Origin of the sequence: Apibacter sp. ESL0404, assembly GCF_019469245.1 — a bacterium.
Taxonomy (GTDB): domain Bacteria; phylum Bacteroidota; class Bacteroidia; order Flavobacteriales; family Weeksellaceae; genus Apibacter.
Genome location: NZ_CP048267.1, coordinates 1,532,692 through 1,553,619, shown reverse-complemented (window position 1 = coordinate 1,553,619; position 20,928 = coordinate 1,532,692). Strand labels below are relative to the sequence as shown.

Genomic DNA, 20,928 nt, shown 5'->3' with positions numbered 1-20,928 from the left:
ATATATAATATTGTGATTATGTGATATAATTTTGTTTTTAAATTATTATATGATAATTATATTTGATTAACCAATTGTCTTTTATAAAATTTTAAATACTGCAAAAAGCAGAAGTTGAATAAAAATTTAATTATTTAGATTTTATAAAAAGATAAAAAAATAAGTTTATTATAATTCAAATAATAAGTAAGTTTGCCTATCAGTTTAATAGGAATTAAATTTTGTTGTTTTTTATATTGAATAAAATAATATTGCTTGTGAATAATCAATTATTTAAAATAGATCTTCGATTTTACACTTTGTTTTCTAAATATGTATACGTGCTAATCTTTCTATTTAGTACAACGATTTATCAATCACAAACTCTAAAAAAAGGCGAATTAGCGGTTGGTATTGACCTAACTTATGCTCCTTATGCCTATTTAGAAGGAATTCCCAGAGGGTTTGACCCTGACTTAATGAGATTAATAGGAGAAAAATTAAATCTTAAAGTAGTCTTTAAAGATACCAGAATAGAAAATATAATTATGGGCTTAAATGCAGGACATTATGATCTCATAGCATCTGCATTGTATATTAATCCGCAACGAGCTCAACAAGTTTCGTTTTTACCCTATTTACAAACCGGTGGTGTATTGGTTGTTAGAAAAGACGAATCCTACCGACCGTTATCTTTACAAGACTTATGCGGAAAGAAAATTTCTTCCATGAAAGGGGCGGCATGGATTCCTAAATTGAATGATGTTACCAAGAATTTCTGTTTTAAGAATAATAAACAAGGAATTGAAGTTAAAGAATACCCCAGCGCTCCCGAGGCTTCACATGCGCTATTATCCAAAGGCGTGGACGTACAATATGAAGATGCGGCAGTAGCTAAAATGTTAATTGACAGATTAGGAGATAAATTGATAATTTCTACACACGAAATGATAGATCCCGTATTAATAGGTTTAGCATTTAAAAATGAAAACATAGCCTTAAAAAATAAAATCGCACAAGTTATACAAGAACTAAGGAAATCGGGAGAATATCAGCAGCTGTTGGACAAATATAATTTGGCTTATCCAAGTCAAGAATTACTACATAAATATAAGATAGAAGAAGAATCGATTTCATCTCAAAAAAAGAATACAATTTTCAATTGGAAATATTTTAAAAATCAATTTATTAACACAGATTTTTGGAAAGCTTGTTTAACTGTAATCGAGTTAAGTACATTAACTTGGTGTATAGGAGTAGTTTTAGGCTTTTTAGTAGCATTAATGAGACAGAGTTCTCATTCATTTATAAGAACTATTTCCAAAGGTTATATTTGGTTTTTCAGGAGTTTACCTTTATTGGTATTATTAATATTTATATATAATCTACCTCAAATTTGGCCTCAAAGCTCGATAATACTATCCAATCCCTTCATATCCGGTTTAATAGCTTTAGTTTTAAGTGAAACAGCCTATATAGCGGAAATACATAGAGGAGCATTACAAGCGATACCCAAAGGACAATATGAGGCGGGAAAAGCACTGGGGTTATCCTACTGGGGAATCATGAGATTGATTGTTGCCCCGCAAACATTTAGGATAGCCTTACCGTCACTCGCTAATCAATACGTAACAATAGTTAAGTTAACCTCACTGGTATCGGTGATTTCCTTGACCGAAATATTGATGGTTGGACAGCAATTGTATACACGTAACTTTCTGGTTATGGAAACCCTGTTAGCAGTTGCTATCTATTATATACTAATAGTTACTTTGGTAACATGGATTATTAACAAATTTGAAGCAAAATTTGATGTCCATAAAAAAAGCACAGACATTGATAGTTCAATAAAAGTTGATTTTGAAAAATTAAGAGAATATTCGAACATAAAAAATACGAATAAAGGTTCAACCGCTTTAGAATTAAAAAATATAACAAAAACATTTGGAACTACTTTAGTATTAAATAATATAAGTTTAAGCGTTCCTTGGGGGAAAGTAATTAGTATTATAGGTCCATCTGGATCCGGGAAAAGTACCTTAATAAGATCCATAAACGGTTTAGAAACAGTAGATGAAGGAGATATTGAAATGGGAGAAGTTTCTTTTATATCCAAAAATAAAAGTAAATTTCGTAAATCAAAAAAGAAACTTCAGGAAATGAGGATAGGTATGGTTTTTCAATCGTATAATCTTTTTCCACACAAAACGGTATTAGAAAATGTTATGTTGGCCCCTTTATATCATAAAAAAAGTAAAGATAAAGAACTGCTGCGTATGTATGCATTGGCAATGTTGGATAAAGTAGGCATGTTGCTTCATGCCAATAAATACCCTCACCAATTATCAGGAGGGCAGCAACAGCGGGTAGCCATAGCAAGAGCATTGGCTATAGAGCCCGATATTATGTTATTTGATGAACCAACATCCGCTTTAGATCCCGAATTAGTTCAAGAAGTATTGAAAGTTATAAAAGAATTATCTACTGAAGGCATGACTATGATAATTGTTACTCATGAAATGAAATTCGCATTTGAAGTATCAGATAAAATTGTTTTTATGGAATCAGGAAAAATTTTATACAATGAAGAACCTCAACAAATGAAAAAATCCAAGGATGAAAGATTACTAAAATTCATTGGAAATATTGCTCCCATCGATTATACTATTTAAAATAAACATAAGTAAATACAAGTATGAAGAATCAAAAAGAAGAAATAGGTATTTTACAAAGACGAAAAATTGAAGCAGAAATAATAAAACCTATATACGATATATTAAAGAGAGAGTATGGACTTGAACAGGCAAAATCGATTATTGAAGAAGCCGTAGCTAATGCAGCCATTCAGGCCGGAAAAGATTTTGCCCAAAAAGAAGATGGGCCAACCTCAGTACAAAGCTTTGTAGCTCTCCAATATTTATGGGAAAAAGATGATGCACTTGAAACTGAAGTGGTTGTTAATAATGAGAACCAATATGATTATAACGTGAAAAGATGTCGATATGCAGAAATGTATCATGAAATGGGATTGGGCGAAATTGGATTTTTACTCTCCTGCAACAGAGATGCTAAATTTATTGAAGGATATGCTCCAAATGTAAAATTAACCCGCCCCCATACCATAATGAACGGAGACGGTTTTTGTGATTTTCATTATAAACTAGAAAATGGGAAAACAGATATTTCCAATGAATGATAACTTACATATAAATTCAAAGAGACTACAATCGTGGTTAGCCGATTTCGCTACTATAGGAGCTACACCAAATGGAGGGGTACATCGTTTAACGCTCACAGATTTAGATAAACAAGCTCGTGATTTGTTTGTATCTCTGGCGAAGAAAGCCGGATGTACAATAAAAATAGATGCAATGGGAAACATTTTCGCCAGACGATCCGGTGAAGATAGCCGTTTGAGTCCTGTACTTATTGGTTCTCACATAGATAGTCAGCCCTTAGGAGGTAAGTACGACGGGATATATGGGGTATTAGCAGCCCTGGAAGTTGTTTACTCATTGAATGACCATAATATAAAGACTGATCGCCCCATAGATGTTGTAAGCTGGACCAATGAAGAAGGTTCACGATTCGCTCCTGCCATGATAGGTTCGGCCGTTTTTTCAGGTTTAACTTCTTTACAAGATGGTTGGTCGTGTAGAGATAGTGAAGGAAATACCATTAAACAAGAATTAGAAAGAATCGGATATGATGGAAAAGATAATTTTTCAAATTATAAAATCCATGCTTCACTGGAACTGCATATTGAGCAAGGGCCGATATTAGAAAACCATAATGAATTAATAGGAATAGTTACCGGCGCTTTAGGTCAAAAATGGTACGATGTTGAATTCACCGGGATGGCTTCTCATGCCGGAACAACTCCTATGGAAGTACGCCAAGATGCCTTACTAGGTCTTGCCGAGGCAGTGCTTGAAGTCAACACGATAGGAAAAAATGAAAAACCCGAAGGAAGGGCAACCGTTGGAATGGTAAAAATTACACCCAATTCAAGAAATGTAATTACCGATAAAGCTTGGTTTTCAGTTGAATTTAGACATCCTTCAGAAAAGGGATTACAAAGGATGGATCAACAATTGTTCGAAAAAATTCATCAAATAGCAGAGAAATTAAATCTAACCTATAGCATCCGTCCTATACTATCCTTTCCTCCCTTACCTTTTGATGATACCTGCATTGAAGTGGTACGCCAAGTAACTAAAAATCTAAACTATCCCCATAGAACAATGGTTTCAGGAGCCGGGCATGACTCGTGTAATATTTCTAAAATAGCCCCGACTTCCATGATTTTTATACCTTGTATTAAAGGAATAAGTCATAATGAAAAGGAAGAAATTAAACCGGAATGGATGAGTGCCGGTGCTAATGTTTTATTAAATGCAGTAAAAAATTTATCTAAAAGACAATGAATAAACCAATTTATAGATTAAATAGATTAAGTGGTTAAGGTAGAGTATTAAAGTTCTACCTTTTCAATTATCATTATAGATGAAATTGTAAGGTGAAGTAAAAATGCTTAGACAATATGTCAGCTTGCAAAAAATTAATTATGACAAATGTTTATATAATGCTTCATGGCATAATCATTGAAATTGCATAAACAATTATATAAGTAATAGTAGTATTTAGTATAATTAATAACCATAAGTAATTAAAGAAAAAATATAAACATGAGTAAAATTATAGGAATTGATTTAGGAACAACAAATTCTTGTGTAGCTGTAATGGAAGGTAGCGATCCTACCGTTATTACTAATGCTGAAGGAAAAAGAACTACTCCATCCGTAGTTGCTTTTATGGAAGATGGAGAAATTAAAGTGGGGGACCCTGCTAAAAGACAAGCAGTAACCAATCCACACAATACCGTATATTCCATAAAAAGATTTATGGGTACTAGATTTTCATCAGATGCTGGTGAAATTTCCAGAGTTCCTTATAAAGTAGTAAAAGGTGATTCCGATACTCCAAGAGTAGATATTAACGGAAGATTATATACTCCGCAAGAAATTTCAGCTATGATTCTTCAAAAAATGAAGAAAACAGCAGAAGATTTCTTAGGAGAAACTGTAGATCGAGCAGTAATTACAGTTCCTGCTTATTTTAATGATGCGCAAAGACAAGCAACGAAAGAAGCAGGTGAAATTGCCGGTTTAAAAGTAGAAAGAATTATAAATGAGCCTACCGCGGCAGCCTTGGCTTACGGATTAGATAAAGCTCATAAAGACCAAAAAGTTGCAGTATATGACCTAGGAGGAGGTACTTTTGATATTTCTATTCTTGACTTAGGAGACGGAGTATTTGAAGTATTGTCAACTAATGGAGATACACACTTAGGAGGGGATGATTTTGATGATGTAATAATTAATTGGTTAGCAGAAGAATTTAAATCTGCAGAAGGTGTTGATTTAAAAGCAGATCCAATTGCATTACAAAGATTGAAAGAAGCCGCTGAAAAAGCTAAAGTAGAATTATCTTCATCTACTCAAACAGAGATAAATTTACCTTATATAACCGCTACAGCTTCCGGTCCAAAACATTTGGTAAAAACGTTAACCAGAGCAAGATTTGAACAATTAGCAGCCGATCTTGTTAAAAGATCTATGGAACCTTGTAAAAAAGCGTTAGAAGATGCAGGATTAAAAACTTCAGATATTGATGAAGTATTATTAGTCGGAGGTTCAACACGTATCCCGGTGATCCAAGAAGAAGTTGAAAAATTTTTCGGTAAAAAACCTTCCAAAGGAGTAAACCCTGATGAAGTGGTTGCTATTGGAGCTGCAATTCAAGGAGGTGTATTAACGGGAGATGTAAAAGATGTTTTATTATTAGATGTTACTCCACTTTCCTTAGGAATTGAAACTTACGGAGGTGTATTTACCAAATTAATTGATGCCAATACCACCATTCCAACAAAAAAATCTGAAACATTTTCAACTGCAGCAGATAATCAACCGGCAGTTACTATTAGAGTAGGGCAAGGAGAAAGACCTATGTTCAACGATAATAAAGAAATAGGAAAATTCGATTTAGTGGATATACCACCGGCACCAAGAGGAGTTCCACAAATTGAAGTAACCTTCGATATTGATGCTAACGGTATTTTAAGTGTATCGGCTAAAGATAAAGGAACCGGAAAAGAACAATCCATAAAAATTCAAGCATCTTCCGGATTAAGTGAAGCAGAAATTGAAAAAATGAAGAAAGAAGCAGAAGCTAACGCTGAAGCAGATAAAAAGAGAAAAGAAGAAGTTGAGAAATTAAATACTGCAGATGCAATGATTTTCCAAACAGAAAAACAATTAAAAGAATTTGGAGAAAAATTACCTTCAGAGAAAAAACAACCAATTGAAGATGCGTTGGCAGACTTGAAAAAAGCCCATGAAAGCAAAGACATTCCGGCAATTGAAACAGCAATGGAAAAAATTAATGCTGTATGGGCTTCCGCTTCAGAAGATTTATATAAATCCGGTCAAGCAGCTGAAGGAGCAAATTCGGGAGCTCAAGGCGGAGCAGAAGGATCATCAAGTGGTTCTAATCAAGGAGGAGATAATGTTGAAGATGTAGATTTCGAAGAAGTGAAATAAAAACAAGAATAATACACAGTATAATTGGAAAACCTCAGAATTTTAATTTTGAGGTTTTTTATATATAGGGGAAAAAACAAATTGTATATTATTAATAAATTAAAAAAAGTCGGAAATCCAATCTAGTAAAGGGATTGAATGATTTTTAAAATATTGGCTAGAAAAACAAAATGTACATTTACTACCATTTAAAATGCTTAATACCTCATCTATATTAATAAACATTCTAAAAACCCTTGAATCCTGTAAAGACTAATTTAAAAGGGTTTATTTAATATTTAAAACTAAATAAGAGTATGTTTTATCATAATCTCTCTTTTTTTATTTGTTTTATATGCTAAAGAAAAGTTGGTTAGTCAGATAGTTATTCAAAACATAAAAAACATTATATTAATGCATATTTATTGCTTTAAAATGGTAAAAAAAGCAGAATAATAAATTCTCATCTCATTATTACTATATAAAGTCATAAAACTTTATCTAAAATACAAAATATATTATACAAAAAAAGCCTTTTATTTTTAGGCTTTTTTAGTGTTTTTATGTACAATTTGTTTTTGTAAAATGACACAGTTTGTTTTTCCAATTATAAATTAAAACAAATAAAAAAATGTTAAAAATTGAATTTGGTATATAATCATTTAAAAATGCAGTAATTTTTGTTAAAAAAAATCATTTTAAATTTTTATTTACAAATATTTTTACTTAAAAAATTAATATTAATTTAATAGAAAAAGCAAAATTTGCATGTAAAAAAATAAATTAAGTATCAAATTACTTTATAAGAGAGTATTTATTTATATTTGCATGCTAAATTTAGATATCGTTTATAAAATTATAACTGAATAATTATACAAAGTTAATTTATTTGTATATTGATCCAACATAAATTAATAGAAAATAAGATGTTTTTTTAACATAATGTTAACTTTGGCACGGTATTTAGTATAGTTTTAACACGAAATTAGATAAATTTAGGTTCTACTACGTTTCAAGTGGAAGAATTAGAATTAAATAAATTTTGAATTAAATTATTTTACAAAAAAGAAAATTATGAAAAAGTTAGTGTTGTTTGCAGCAGTAGTTTTTGGATTATCAACTATGAATGCACAAAAAAACAGTATTTTATTAGGAGGTAATGTAGGTTACAACCACACCGAAAACAAATTTGGAGGAAATTCAGGAAAACAAAAATTGGACACTTACGAATGGGCTCCTTATTTAGGATATCAATTTACTGATCATTTAACTATTGGAGCAAAAGTAGCTTTTACAAAAGCGGATTTAGATAGTAAAGCACTTCAAGAATCTAATTTACTTGATGGAGATACCAAAACTTCAAAAATCGGAGGTTTTATACGTTATTCACAACCATTAAGTGAAACTTTTGCAGTATATGCTGATTTGGGTGCAGGTTGGCAAGAGCAAAAAACCAAAGGACACGATGATTTAGCAAAATATGAAAATAAAGCAGATGGATTTTACATAGGATTTAACCCTGCCTTATTCATTAACTTCAAAAATAATTTTGGATTGAATTTTAGCATTGGTGGAGTTGAATTCAACCACTTAAAAGAAAAAGGAACAAAAAATAAATCTAATGGGGTTGATGTAACTTTTGGAAATGCTTTCAATATTGGTATTTCTAAAAACTTTTCACTATAATTTAATTATAGTATAAAATTATTTAACGCAAGTTAATATAACTAATTAAAAAGAAAAAGCATGAAAAAAATTATAATAGCAACCCTTACCCTTTTTAGTGTGTTGTCTGCCCAAGCTCAAAAGAATTCTATCCTTTTGGGTACAGATTTTAGCCTTAAAAGAGTTAATGGTTATAATGACGAAAAAACCAATAATGTTACATTTACACCTGTAATAGCTTATGAAGTAGCTGATAATTGGTTTGTAGGAGCCAAAACCAGCTTATCTTATGATAAACATACTTATGAAAAGCTACCAAATTACAGTGTTCAAGATAAAGCATACGAAAGTAGAATTGGCGGTTTTGTTCGTTATTATAAACCTTTTAGTGAAATTTTTGGTATATACGCAGATTTAGGAGCCGGGTATCAACAATACCGTTCTGACAGCAAAAAAACTCCAAGTAATTCTATCTACAATGAGGCAGATATGTTAGTTGAAAATAGAGTTAGAGGATATGGATATTACATCGATTTTGCCCCTGCTTTATTTATAAACTTTAAAAATAATTTTGGTTTAAATGTTTCTTTTGGAGGAGTTGAATGGAGCGATACAAAAGAAAACGTAGCCTTGGATTACAAAAATTATAACAAGAGCAAAGATTTTGACCTAACGTTTGGAAAATCTATTCACGTAGGAGTTACTAAAAAATTCAGTTTTTAATTTTATAAATTAAAAAAAATAATATAAAAACCTCTGATTTATTTCAGAGGTTTTTTTGTTGATTAAAAGTGATAAATAAGTAAATTTGCTAGTATTATAAATAAATGTATTATGGCATTATCTAAGATTAATCCAACAGAAACCCGCGCTTGGCAATTATTAAAAGAACATTACGACCAAATAAAAGATAAACACCTTCGTCAATGGTTTAAAGAAGATCCTCAAAGATTTGATAAATTTTCAATACAATTTAATGATATTCTTTTTGATTATTCTAAGAACAGAATAGAAGAAAAAACATTAAAATTATTAATTCAACTGGCTGAGGAAACCCATGTTAAAGAAGCAATTGAAAAGCAGTTTAGTGGCGATAAAATAAATGAGACAGAAAATAGAGCAGTTTTACACACAGCATTAAGAAATCGAAAAAATACACCGGTTATAGTTGACGGAGAAGATGTAATGCCTAAGATAAACAAAGTCCTTTTGCAAATGCAAAAATTTTCTGAATCAGTAATTTCAGGCGAATGGAAAGGGTATACAGGAAAAGCAATTACTGACGTGGTTAATATTGGTATCGGCGGTTCTGACTTAGGCCCTTTAATGGTTGTAGAAGGGCTAAAATATTACAAAACCAGGCTGAATTTACATTTTGTATCCAATATTGATGGAACTCACATAGTAGAAACATTAAAACCGTTAAATCCGGAAACAACAATGTTTATTGTGGCATCTAAAACATTTACTACTCAAGAAACTATGACCAATGCTCAAACAGCAAAAGATTGGTTCTTAAAATCAGCAAAATTAGAATCTGAAGTAGCTAAACATTTTGTTGCCCTATCAACCAATCAAGAAGCCGTAACAAAATTTGGAATTAGTCAAGAAAATATGTTTGAATTTTGGGATTGGGTAGGTGGAAGATATTCTATTTGGTCAGCTATTGGATTGAGCATATGTTTAGCTGTAGGATATGACAATTTTACCGAATTATTAGAAGGAGCAAATGAAGTTGATTTACATTTTAGAAATACGGAACTAAATAAAAACATACCGGTAATTTTAGCCCTATTAGGTATTTGGTATAATAACTTTTTTGGCGCGGAAGATGTTGCTTTACTTCCCTATGAACAATATTTACATCGGTTTGCAGCCTATTTTCAACAAGGAGATATGGAATCCAATGGTAAATATATAGACCGAAGCGGTAAAAAAGTTGATTATCAGACCGGACCAATAATTTTCGGAGAACCGGGAACCAATGGACAACATGCATTTTATCAATTGATACATCAAGGAACAAAACTTATTCCTTGTGATTTTTTTGCAGGTGCCCAAACACTAAATAAAGTCTCAGATCATCATGAAAAACTTATATCCAACTTTTTCGCTCAAACAGAAGCTTTAGCTTTTGGTAAAACGGAAGAAGTAGTTTATAAAGAATTAAAAGATCAAGGCAAAAATGAAGAGGAAATTAATAAATTAAAACCATATAAAATATTTGAAGGAAATCGTCCAACCAATTCCTTTTTGTATAAAATTCTAACACCTAAATTACTAGGAAAATTAATTGCTATATATGAGCAAAAAATATTTGTACAAGGAGTTATCTGGAATATTTTCAGTTTCGATCAATGGGGCGTAGAATTAGGCAAACAATTGGCTAACAAAGTGCTGCCTGAATTATCAGGAGATCAAGAAATAACTACACATGATTCATCAACTAATGGGCTGATAAATGCCTATAAAAAAATGAGATAATTTTATATCTGTTTAAATAAAAAAAGATCGTCTCATCAGACGATCTTTTTTTATTCGTAAAATCAAAAGTTTACAGTTCACTATAAAAAACATAATACAGCTTTATCATAGGTTTTTAAAATAATATAGAGTTAAACGCTTTAGGTCTGATATTTGCATTTTATAAGTACAAATCAAATATTAATAAATAGAAGACTAAAAATTTAAAATTATGATCAAAGAACAAAACGTAGTGAAAAGCACGTACAACGACTCTTCAAAAAACAAAAAATTAGGTAAATTTTTTGGTGAAATTTTTTCATATAACAGCAGTTTAAAACTATATCATTGGCAAGTAACCGGCAAAGGAAGTTATGCAACACATATTGCTTTAGATCAGGCTATTGATTCAGTATTAGATGTAATTGACCGCTTGGTTGAAACAGCCTATGCTCAATTTGGAGATATTGAAGTAACTATCAAAGAAACTCCTACGCCTAAAGATATTATTAAACATTGTGAGAATTTTTACCTGTTACTTCAAGACGGTAGAGAATTATTTGTTGATGACTATGCGTTGTCCATTTTTGATGATTATCAAGAAGCCATTCAACAATTATTGTTTAGATTGAAAAGGTTACAATAATCAATTATTTATTATAGAGTACGAAAAACGTATATAACATAAATTTATTTTGAAAACAAAAACCAAAAAACCTGTGTCTGAAAAAGTAAGGCACATAGAAGCCAACATAGGGCTTAGTGAAGAAAATAAACAATTAGTGTCCGATGCACTAAACAGATTGTTAGCCAATGAATATTTTCTTTATACCAAAACCAGAAAATTTCATTGGAATGTAGAAGGTCCACATTTCAGATCTATACATTTATTATTAGAAGAGCAATATAAAGAAATTGCGGAAATTATTGACGAAGTGGCAGAAAGGATAAGGAAATTAGGTCATTATGCGCTGGGATCATTTAAACAATTCAGTGCAGTGGTAGACTTATTAGAACATGACGGGGAAGAAGTGGATGACGAAAAGACTATATTGGTAGAATTATGTCAGGATCATGAAACGATTATCCGTTTAATCCGAGCAGAATTCATACCAACTGCTGACAAAAATAAAGATGATGGAACCAGTGATTTTTTAACCGGAGTTATGGAACAGCACGAATCTATGGCATGGATGCTACGTGCTTCAGCTAAATAATTATAAATTGAGTACAAAAAACCTCTTTTAAAGAGGTTTTTTTTGTTATAAACCCGAATATTTAGCTATAATTTTTTCAAACCACAATTGTGGAATTATGGTTTTAACCCAAATAGATAATTTTTGGATAGTTGTACCAAAATAATAATGGGGTTTTAATTTATTTTTTTGAGTAAATAATTTTTCAATAAAGGGAGCAATAGTTTCGGGGGATAGACCATTTGAAACATCCGCATTCATATGATCATACACCTTATCAAAAACTTTAACATAGTCAACCGAAATATCACTTTTAATCCTATGAGCTGCTATATCTGTTCGTATATCCCCTAAATTTACTGTACAAACTTCAATACCCGAATTTTTTAATTCATAACGTAACGATTCTGTAATCATGTCTAATGCAGATTTAGAACCGGAATAAAAACCTCTGAATGGTAAACCCATTTCACTTCCAATCGATGATATATTAAAAATTTTACCTTTATTACTTTTACGCATAATTGGTAAAACCTTTGAAATCAGATAAGAGGGTGCTACAATATTTAGGGTAAATAAATTTATAATTTCATTTTTTTTAGCGTTTTCAACAGGTCCGACCATACCTTTTCCTGCATTATTGATTAACAGATCAATGGTTGAATTTTTAGCAAGAATTTGATCTAATGCATCATCAACTTCTTTTTCATTAGTTATATCAGTTGGAATAGTAGTAAATTTAGCATTTATAGGTACTGAACGACTCAAACCGTATACGTTGTAACCCTTCTGAAATAAATAATCTCCCAATGCCAATCCCACGCCGGATGAGGTTCCTGTAATTATAATTGTTTTAGACATTTTTATAGTTTAATACTAAACAAAAATAAAATTAATTTTAAAATCTAGCTACCCAAAAAGAAAAAAGGAATGACATACTCATTCCTTTTAAACCAATTAAAATTCAAATTTTAAGTAAGTCTATGAGTACAGATATAGTCAATCAGACCATCAATAGGTCTTCGTAAAGCTATACCTAATTTCATTCCATTTTCAGATAATTTTTTCTCTAATTCATCTTTTAAATAAAAACCGATAGAACCATTAAAATTGATTGGGACTTGAGTACAATTATCGTATTGTTTTATATATAAATCGATAAAGGTTTGAATTTGTTTATCAATGATTTGCTGAATAAATTCATGATCTTTGTTTTGAATAATAAATTTAGCAAATGTGGCTAGATAAGCATTGGGATTAGGTTTTTTGTATAGATTTTCTTTTATAAAATCTATATCCATATTATATTCTTTCGACAATTTTATTGATAATTCATGAGGAAGAGTTTTGAAATTATAGGCACGAATCAAATCTGCTCCTAATTTATTACCGCTGCAATCATCCATTAAAAGATATCCTAGAGATAAAACTTTTTGATGTAAAAGTTCACCGTCATAATAACTGCAATTGGATCCGGTACCTAAGATACATACTATGGCTTGAGTTCCCGGAGGTGTGGTTGCATAAACGGCTCCATAGGTATCTTCTTCAACCACAATTTCTTCAGCATTAGGAAAAGATTCTGTTAAAGCATTTCTTACAATATCTTTCATATTATCAGTTCCACATCCTGCCCCATAAAAAAATATTTTTTTTACCGCGGGTTTATTTTGGTAAATGTCAAAACGTTCATTTAATCTTTTGATCATTTCCTCTTTATTTATGGCTTCGGGACTTAAACCTTTAGTTTGTGTTGAGAATATACGATTGCCATTATTATCAATGGCTATCCAATCGGCTTTAGTAGCACCTGAATCTGCTAGAAGAATCATATTTTTTGTTTTTAATTTTAGTTATGTTTCAAAAGTACAAAATAAAAATATTTATAATAAAAATAAATATTCAATAAATGTTGGTAAAATTATCTTATTAGTAATGGTTAATGTGCTCAATTTATTACAACTAATAAGTATATATACTAATGTTTGAAATAGTTTAACTATCTCTTTACAGACTAAAATTAATAAAAGATATCATTGAAACAGTAAATATTTATCAATAGTTGATTTAAATCATACGATTAGGTATAAAAAATAAAATAAATTTAATTTATACGTATTAAATTTATGGATATCCTGTTCTGCCAATAGAATATAGAGAAATTAAAATTTTGTTAAAAAATTAACATTTACTTCAAATAAGTCAATGAAATGGTAAGATATCCTAGTATCAAAATCACCATTTTAACCTTAATATTAGATAAAATTAGTCATTTCTAAATATGATATTAATCAATTATAATATTGTTAATTATATGATAATGATATATTTAAATATATAATTATTTAAGGTGAGCTTACGTCTCTTTGATAATTTATACTATAATAGGATATTTAATTTATATTTGTATAAACACGTTAAACTTACATGTTTATAGTAATATTTATAAAAAATAAATTAAAAACTACATATATGAGAAGAAAGATTTTTACTACTTTAACAATCTTGTCTCTTTTTTTTTCAAAAGCGCAGCAAAAAGAATTTATTTTAATCGATAATGGAAATGGAGTCAATTTAGGATATTCCCCATTATCAGGTGTAAAAATTATAACTGTTGACGGTTTGAAATTCAAAGACCTTAATAGAAACGGAAAACTTGATAAATATGAAGATTGGAGACTATCCGCAGATGAAAGGGCTAAAGATTTAGTTCAAAAAATGTCCTTGGAACAGATCGCAGGATTAATGCTTTATAGTAATCATCAAGCTATACCTTCAAACGATAGTGGATTCGCATCTGGAACCTATAATGGAAAAATCTTTTCTGCCAGTGGTGCACAACCTTGGGAACTATCAGATGCACAGAAAAAATTTCTGCAAAAGGATAATTTAAGACATATATTAATAACTTCGGTTCAAAGCCCTGAAGTTGCAGCACGATGGAACAATCAAATGCAAGCATACGTGGAGGGGGTGGGATTAGGAATTCCGGGAAATACAAGTTCAGATCCCCGACATTCTGACCAAGTTACCGGAAATATAAAATCTGAATTTAATGCAGGAGCAGGAGGTGCCATATCTCTTTGGCCGGATGGGTTAGGCTTAGGAGCAACATTTGATCCGTCACTTGTACAAAAATTTGGTAATATAGCAGCACAAGAATATAGAGCTTTAGGAATAACTACAGCTTTATCTCCTCAAATAGATTTAGGAACAGAACCCCGATGGTATAGAATCTACATGACATTTGGAGAAAGCCCGGAACTAACTACAGATATGGCCAGGGCCTATATAGATGGTTTCCAAACTTCTTTTGGTAAAGATGAAATTGCAGACGGATGGGGATATAAAAGTGTTAATACTATGGTTAAACATTGGCCGGGTGGAGGACCGGAAGAGGGCGGTAGAGATGCACATTGGGCGTTTGGAAAATATGCAGTATATCCAGGAAATAATTTTGATACACACATGAGCCCTTTTGTTAACGGAGCTTTTAATCTCAATGGAAAAACATCCAAAGCTTCAGCAGTTATGCCTTATTACACCATTTCATATAATCAATCAAAAGACGGAAGTAATTATGCAAATGGCTTCAATAAATATATCATTACCGATTTACTTAGAGATAAGTTTGGGTATGATGGGGTATTATGTACAGATTGGCTGATAACAGCCAATGAGGGTAAAACTCCGGATGAATTTAAAGGTAAGCCATGGGGAGTGGAAAATAAAACCATAGCTCAAAGACATTATATTGCCTTAATGGCCGGAATGGATCAATTTGGAGGCAACAATATTATGCAACCCATATTAGAAGCCTACAAAATGGGAGTAAAGGAATACGGGAATAAATATATGAGAAATCGTTTTGAGCAATCAGGAATACGATTATTAAAAAATATTTTCAGGTTGGGATTGTTTGAAAATCCGTATTTAAACGTTGAGCAAAGCGTTAAAACAGTTGGAAATCCTGAATTTATGCAAGCGGGTTATGAAGCACAAATAAAATCAGTGGTTTTGCTTAAAAATAAAAAACGTATACTACCTATAAAAGATAAAAAAACGGTATATATACCAAAAAACTATCAACCTTCCATAAAAGATTGGTGGGGAAAATGGTCTGAACCAAAATTAGATTATTCGGTTAATATCGAATTAGTTAAGAAATATTATCATGTTACAGAAGATCCTGAAAAAGCAGATTTTTCCATAGTCTTTGTTTCAAGCCCTCAAACTAACAACGATGGAGGGGGATATGATATAGCCGATAGAAATAATGGAGGGAATGGATACGTTCCCATCTCCTTACAATATAACAGCTATACGGCTACAAATGCGCGTGAGCACAGTATAGCAGCAGGAGACCCCGTAATAGACCCTTCAATTAAAGATCGAAGTTACAAAGATAAAACAGTGACCGTTTCCAATTCATCCGATCTATCTACCATATTAACTACTAAAAGTCAAATGGGAAATAAACCGGTCATAGTAGTAGTAAATATCAGTCGACCTATGATTTTTAATGAATTTGAATCTAGAGTGGATGTGATAATAGCAAGATTTGGAATTGGAGAACAAGCCATAATGGATATTATTTCCGGGAAATACGAACCCTCCGGATTATTACCCCTTCAAATGCCTGCAAATATGAACACAGTTGAAAAACAGAAAGAAGATATTCCTTTTGACATGGAATGTCATCAAGACAGCGAAGGGAATGTCTATAATTTTGGTTTTGGTTTAGATTGGAAAGGTGTTATCAAAGATTCTAGGACCGCAAAATACGGTATAAAAAAATAAATATAAATTTAGGTTAATAATATGCTATAAATAAAAAAAACAAATTATAATGATATAAAATATAAAGTCATAATTAAACTAAAACCACAAAAAGATTAATTAAGTATGAGAAGAGCAGTTAAGTCTCTTAGTGCTATTATGATTGTTTCTACTATGAATTTGATACAGGCACAAGAGAATAAATCTGATAGTTTAAAAACTAAAACAGATTTGAAAAAAGATCAGAACACTTCCGTGATGTTAAATGCCTCAGCCGATAACGGGCCAAGAAATGTAAACATTGGTTTACCGGCAAGTGTGGGAGGAACTACTATTTTAGAAAATGGGTTACCGGTTGTGATGGACTACGTCGTACAAATGCCCGTGAGGGCATGGAGGTCAGATTCCAGTTTTGAAAAGATGGACGTATTAGATGTTGCAAAGACCGCTATAAGCGTAGGGGATGTGGGAGTATCAGTAAATACTTATACCAATAAAGGAACAGATAAATTACAAGGTAAAGGTGAATTTGTCACCAATTCTTACGGATTATTAAGAGGAAGCTTTAATGTAAGCGGACCGATGAAAAACGGATTTTATTATTCGGTTAGTGCTTATGCTAATATGGATCCCGGAACATTTACATCTGCCTTTTCGCAATTTTTAGATAAAACTCAAATTTATAAAGTATTTATAAATAAAAAATACAATGACGGAAAAGGAGAAATTGGAGTACAATATAAATTTATCAGTTCACAAGCGATAACAACTAAACAAAATCCTTATTATTATCGTTCCAACGGAAAAGTAGATGCAGTAGAAGGATTCAAATTAGGCAGAGATTCCTATCTGGAAAAATCCGGATTGGTGCATTATATAGATCCGCTTTCAGGAGAATATACTACTCGAGATATAATGAAAGGAAGTGGAGGAGAAAATCATATTTTCGATATCATCGGAAAAAATAGCCTTACAAATGGGATGAAGCTGGATTACATTTTTAGATATCAATATGCTGAATCCGGATATTTTAATCCGTACTATTCATCAATAAGTAACCCGGTTGAAGGTAAGACACGTTTCCGTTATATAGGTTCCGATAACATTTATAATGGAAAAGTACAATCGGTTTTAATGCTTTTCACCCCCCGAGCTCCATTCAATACTTATATGAGCCGCGTGGAATTAAGCAAAAAAACGTCTAAACACAATTGGAATATCGGATTTAATGAATGGTATTACCACATAAACAATTATAATACGGCTTCTTATTCCTATTACCATGAAGTGACTCCAAATCCGTCACTGTTAATTCAAGAAAATTACGATCCACTTACCGGCACTTGGACGCCAAGAAAAGGTTCAGACGAATTCGGAGGATATAATCATAACGGCGCTATGCAATACTATACCGGTGGAGAAAACAAAATGGCTGTGTATGGTACTGAAAAATGGACGCCTTCCGATAAAATACAAGTGGGAGGAGGTGTGAGATTAGAATGGCAAAATATTAACGGAGAATGGTATAAAGGGGAAGACAGAAAATTAGCCGGAACAAATTGGGTATCCGGAAATAAAACAAAAGTTAAAAAAGATTGGATTAATAAAACTTTTACAGTCAATGCACTGTGGAAAATCATGCCTTCATTTGGACTTCAAGGAGAAGCAACCTATGGAGAATTAGGTGGAAAATTAAGTAGTTATGCAGGTGCAGATGATCCGGGAATTAAAAAGTCAAAAATACCAGGAGCTTCTTTCGGAGTATACTTTAACCATGCTTTGGTAAGAGTAGTATCTAAAGTTACTTACATTCAGAGAAGTAATTTTACGAATAATTCCACTTTTACCAATCCAAAAGATCCAACCGATTACATGAAAAAAACTATTAGCTATGATGTTAAAACCATAGGATGGACAACCGATGCTTTAGTTTCACCATTTAAAAATTTTCAATTTCATATGTTACTTACCTTACAAAATCCCGAATACAAAAATTACAAATTTGAAGCGTATGATGTAAAATATGATTACGATGGGAATATAGCAAGAAGCGTATCAAAAACCATAATAGAATTAGATCCAAGCTATAATTGGAAGAAATTTAAATTTTGGGGAAGTGCGAGATATTTCAGTAAAGAATATGCTAATTATACCAATTCATTGTTTTTTGCAGGAAGATGGGAAACGTTTGCGGGTATAGATTTTAAATACAACAGTAACCTGAGTTTTGGAGTAAGTGCGGTTAACTTATTAAATCAAAGTGGAGCACAAGGCTCTATATCTGGAACTAATACAGCTATAGATCCTACTCCTTATTATAATAAACCGGTAGCAGGAACTTACATTCGACCTTTTACTCTGGAATTTAAAACTAAGTTTAAATTTTAAAAAATAAAAAATGAGCAAGTATTGGATTTATTTTAAATATAGGTTGGTTTTCTTTTTATTCCTTCTAATTCCTTTAAGCCATATTCATGCACAAGGCAGTACCAAAAAGAAAATAATAAAGCTGATTAGCTATAATGTATACTGGGGAATGAAACAGGACTCAACTAAAGATAAATCCAAATTTGCTGAATGGATTCGTAAACAAGATCCGGATATTTTAGCCTTACAGGAAATGAATGGATTTACTGCAGGAATTTATGAGTTTGCCCCTGAAGGAGCGAATCCAAAAAATTTAAGAAAATTAGCTGAAAGTTATGGTCACCCTTATTGTGTTATTGTCAGAGAACCTTCTACCGATGGCTCTGTAACTTTTCCGGTGGCTATAACTTCAAAATACCCGATTGTAAATATTCATCGGGTATTAGATAATAATATTCATGGATATATAGAAGCTGAAATTGAAGGATATCATTTTATAGTTACTCATTTTCACCCATTTTCATCTGAGAAAAGAGGCTATGAAGTGGATCAAATTTTAGCTACCATCCAATCCAAACCATCTAATGATAAATGGTTGTTTATGGGGGATTTAAATTCAGTTTCTCCATTGGATAAAAGTGCATATAAAGATAATAAACTCAGAAATTTTATACGGGAAGACACAAAGAAAAGACCGTTTAATTTGAATTTAGGCAAAGACAATGAGTTAGATTATACTATCCAGCAAAAAATTCTTGATTTTGGATTTATAGATGCACTTCGTTTATTCCATCCTGAATTTGAAGCGACCGCGCCAACAAAATTATTTTATGATCAATCTAAATCTCCCGTAAGATATGATTATCTCTATGTAAGCGGAAATATGAAAAAAGATCTTGTAAAATGTGATGTAATTAAAGATGAATTTACGGATATCTATTCAGATCATTATCCGGTGGTGTTGTATTTTAATAATTAAATAAATAAAATGTAAATAAATGAAAAACTCTGTACTACTAAACGTTAAGTTGATAGTTTTCATGCTATTGACCGTATCAATTAACCCAAAAGTTTATGGGCAAAATAAAAAATCAACGAAACAAGATAAGACGGTAATCTTATATGTTACTCGCCATGGTAAGACTATATTGAATACCATGGATAGAGTGCAAGGTTGGGCAGACACCCCTTTAACACCCGAAGGAGTGGAAGTGGCTAAGTTTCTAGGGGAAGGAATTAAAGATGTAAATTTTAAAGCAGCTTATTCCAGTGACTTAGGACGGGCCAGACAAACAGCTCGTATAGTCTTAGATACTAAAGGTCAAGAAAAATTAGCAATAACAGAAGTACCTCAACTAAGGGAAACCAATTTTGGTAGCTACGAAGGTGATTTAAACTCGAAAATGTGGGGGGATGCGGCTCTCTACTTACATTATAAATCATCAAAAGAACTTTTTGCCGATATGGCAAAAAATCCTGAAATATTAAAGAAAGCCATGAACACATTTAAAACGTTAGAAACCTTAGGAATAGGAGAAAATTATGAAGATGTTAAAGCGAGAGGACAGAAAGCCATTCGTGAAATAGCAGAAAAAGAGGCTTTATCAGGAGGAGGAAACATATTATTAGTCGCTCATGGAATGGCAATTAGCGTTTTTCTTTCAGATTTAGACAGTAGCGGTAAAAAAATAACAGGTACACATATGGGAAATGCAGCAGTTTCCAAGGTAATCTACAAAGACGGAAAATTTACGATTGAATCTTTTGGAGATATGAGTTATGTGGAAAAAGGAAAAAAGGTATTAGGCAATTAAAAATAAATCAAGTAAGAAGTTAAAGAACAACTAAAATTTACTGCATTCTAAATAATTGAATAAGATGTTTTATACGCATTTACA

General features: G+C 31.7%; 15 protein-coding genes. 13 read left to right on the top strand and 2 right to left on the bottom strand.

The window, feature by feature from the left end; all coding sequences use genetic code 11:
- The first annotated feature begins 320 nt into the window (after positions 1 to 320).
- The 9 genes from GYM72_RS09955 to GYM72_RS06490 all read left to right on the top strand — a co-directional run bounded on the left by GYM72_RS09955 (position 321) and on the right by GYM72_RS06490 (position 11,905).
- A complete protein-coding gene (locus tag GYM72_RS09955; protein ID WP_220263845.1) occupies positions 321 to 2,651 on the top strand; it encodes an ABC transporter permease subunit in 2,331 nt (776 codons plus the stop codon).
- 23 nt (positions 2,652 to 2,674) lie between these two features.
- The gene (locus tag GYM72_RS06525; RefSeq protein WP_220263844.1) at positions 2,675 to 3,175 is read left to right on the top strand and encodes an L-2-amino-thiazoline-4-carboxylic acid hydrolase; all 501 of its coding nucleotides are present in this window, start codon (positions 2,675 to 2,677) and stop codon (positions 3,173 to 3,175) included.
- Positions 3,147 to 4,406: a M20 family metallo-hydrolase gene (locus tag GYM72_RS06520; protein ID WP_220263843.1), complete on the top strand. Its 1,260-nt coding sequence runs from the start codon at positions 3,147 to 3,149 to the stop codon at positions 4,404 to 4,406. Before GYM72_RS06525 ends, GYM72_RS06520 begins: the two co-directional genes overlap by 29 nt.
- Before the next feature lie 261 nt (positions 4,407 to 4,667).
- Complete coding sequence (dnaK, locus tag GYM72_RS06515) at positions 4,668 to 6,581, top strand: molecular chaperone DnaK (protein ID WP_220263842.1); 1,914 nt, start codon at positions 4,668 to 4,670, stop codon at positions 6,579 to 6,581.
- A 1,053-nt stretch (positions 6,582 to 7,634) separates the two neighbouring features.
- On the top strand, positions 7,635 to 8,246 hold the full coding sequence (locus GYM72_RS06510) for an outer membrane beta-barrel protein (protein ID WP_220263841.1): 612 nt from the start codon (positions 7,635 to 7,637) through the stop codon (positions 8,244 to 8,246).
- A gap of 60 nt (positions 8,247 to 8,306) precedes the next feature.
- Positions 8,307 to 8,948 carry a hypothetical protein gene (locus GYM72_RS06505; protein ID WP_220263840.1) on the top strand — a complete coding sequence of 214 codons (642 nt, stop codon included), beginning with the start codon at positions 8,307 to 8,309 and terminating at the stop codon, positions 8,946 to 8,948.
- A gap of 111 nt (positions 8,949 to 9,059) precedes the next feature.
- Entirely contained in the window at positions 9,060 to 10,709 is a 1,650-nt protein-coding gene (pgi, locus tag GYM72_RS06500) for a glucose-6-phosphate isomerase (protein WP_220263839.1), read from the top strand.
- 211 nt (positions 10,710 to 10,920) lie between these two features.
- Positions 10,921 to 11,334, top strand: coding sequence for a hypothetical protein (locus tag GYM72_RS06495; RefSeq protein ID WP_185150282.1), 414 nt, complete (start codon positions 10,921 to 10,923; stop codon positions 11,332 to 11,334).
- Positions 11,335 to 11,383: 49 nt separating this feature from the next.
- A complete protein-coding gene (locus tag GYM72_RS06490) occupies positions 11,384 to 11,905 on the top strand; it encodes a Dps family protein (RefSeq protein WP_185149979.1) in 522 nt (173 codons plus the stop codon).
- A gap of 45 nt (positions 11,906 to 11,950) precedes the next feature.
- Here GYM72_RS06490 and GYM72_RS06485 read toward each other — a convergent pair whose 3' ends face one another.
- Together GYM72_RS06485 and GYM72_RS06480 are read right to left on the bottom strand one after the other, a co-directional pair.
- Complete coding sequence (locus GYM72_RS06485) at positions 11,951 to 12,745, bottom strand: SDR family NAD(P)-dependent oxidoreductase (protein ID WP_220263838.1); 795 nt, start codon at positions 12,743 to 12,745, stop codon at positions 11,951 to 11,953.
- A 110-nt stretch (positions 12,746 to 12,855) separates the two neighbouring features.
- Positions 12,856 to 13,716 carry an N-acetylglucosamine kinase gene (locus tag GYM72_RS06480; protein ID WP_160541998.1) on the bottom strand — a complete coding sequence of 287 codons (861 nt, stop codon included), beginning with the start codon at positions 13,714 to 13,716 and terminating at the stop codon, positions 12,856 to 12,858.
- A gap of 640 nt (positions 13,717 to 14,356) precedes the next feature.
- Here GYM72_RS06480 and GYM72_RS06475 point away from each other — a divergent pair.
- The 4 genes from GYM72_RS06475 to GYM72_RS06460 all read left to right on the top strand — a co-directional run bounded on the left by GYM72_RS06475 (position 14,357) and on the right by GYM72_RS06460 (position 20,844).
- The gene (locus GYM72_RS06475) at positions 14,357 to 16,684 is read left to right on the top strand and encodes a glycoside hydrolase family 3 N-terminal domain-containing protein (RefSeq protein ID WP_220263837.1); all 2,328 of its coding nucleotides are present in this window, start codon (positions 14,357 to 14,359) and stop codon (positions 16,682 to 16,684) included.
- 105 nt (positions 16,685 to 16,789) lie between these two features.
- Entirely contained in the window at positions 16,790 to 19,051 is a 2,262-nt protein-coding gene (locus tag GYM72_RS06470; RefSeq protein WP_220263836.1) for a hypothetical protein, read from the top strand.
- A gap of 10 nt (positions 19,052 to 19,061) precedes the next feature.
- Positions 19,062 to 20,009 carry an endonuclease/exonuclease/phosphatase family protein gene (locus GYM72_RS06465; RefSeq protein ID WP_220263835.1) on the top strand — a complete coding sequence of 316 codons (948 nt, stop codon included), beginning with the start codon at positions 19,062 to 19,064 and terminating at the stop codon, positions 20,007 to 20,009.
- 19 nt (positions 20,010 to 20,028) lie between these two features.
- Positions 20,029 to 20,844 (top strand): histidine phosphatase family protein, encoded by an 816-nt coding sequence (locus GYM72_RS06460; RefSeq protein WP_220263834.1) that lies wholly within the window; start codon positions 20,029 to 20,031, stop codon positions 20,842 to 20,844.
- Positions 20,845 to 20,928: the final 84 nt, after the last annotated feature.

Bases quoted from the DNA above. Each gene is read 5' to 3' on its own strand.
- GYM72_RS06525 (WP_220263844.1), top strand. From the start codon at position 2,675: ATGAAGAATCAAAAAGAAGAAATAGGTATTTTACAAAGACGAAAAATT.
- GYM72_RS06520 (WP_220263843.1), top strand. From the start codon at position 3,147: ATGGGAAAACAGATATTTCCAATGAATGATAACTTACATATAAATTCA.
- dnaK (WP_220263842.1), top strand. From the start codon at position 4,668: ATGAGTAAAATTATAGGAATTGATTTAGGAACAACAAATTCTTGTGTA.
- GYM72_RS06510 (WP_220263841.1), top strand. From the start codon at position 7,635: ATGAAAAAGTTAGTGTTGTTTGCAGCAGTAGTTTTTGGATTATCAACT.
- GYM72_RS06505 (WP_220263840.1), top strand. From the start codon at position 8,307: ATGAAAAAAATTATAATAGCAACCCTTACCCTTTTTAGTGTGTTGTCT.
- pgi (WP_220263839.1), top strand. From the start codon at position 9,060: ATGGCATTATCTAAGATTAATCCAACAGAAACCCGCGCTTGGCAATTA.
- GYM72_RS06495 (WP_185150282.1), top strand. From the start codon at position 10,921: ATGATCAAAGAACAAAACGTAGTGAAAAGCACGTACAACGACTCTTCA.
- GYM72_RS06485 (WP_220263838.1), bottom strand. From the start codon at position 12,745: ATGTCTAAAACAATTATAATTACAGGAACCTCATCCGGCGTGGGATTG.
- GYM72_RS06480 (WP_160541998.1), bottom strand. From the start codon at position 13,716: ATGATTCTTCTAGCAGATTCAGGTGCTACTAAAGCCGATTGGATAGCC.
- GYM72_RS06475 (WP_220263837.1), top strand. From the start codon at position 14,357: ATGAGAAGAAAGATTTTTACTACTTTAACAATCTTGTCTCTTTTTTTT.
- GYM72_RS06470 (WP_220263836.1), top strand. From the start codon at position 16,790: ATGAGAAGAGCAGTTAAGTCTCTTAGTGCTATTATGATTGTTTCTACT.
- GYM72_RS06465 (WP_220263835.1), top strand. From the start codon at position 19,062: ATGAGCAAGTATTGGATTTATTTTAAATATAGGTTGGTTTTCTTTTTA.
- GYM72_RS06460 (WP_220263834.1), top strand. From the start codon at position 20,029: ATGAAAAACTCTGTACTACTAAACGTTAAGTTGATAGTTTTCATGCTA.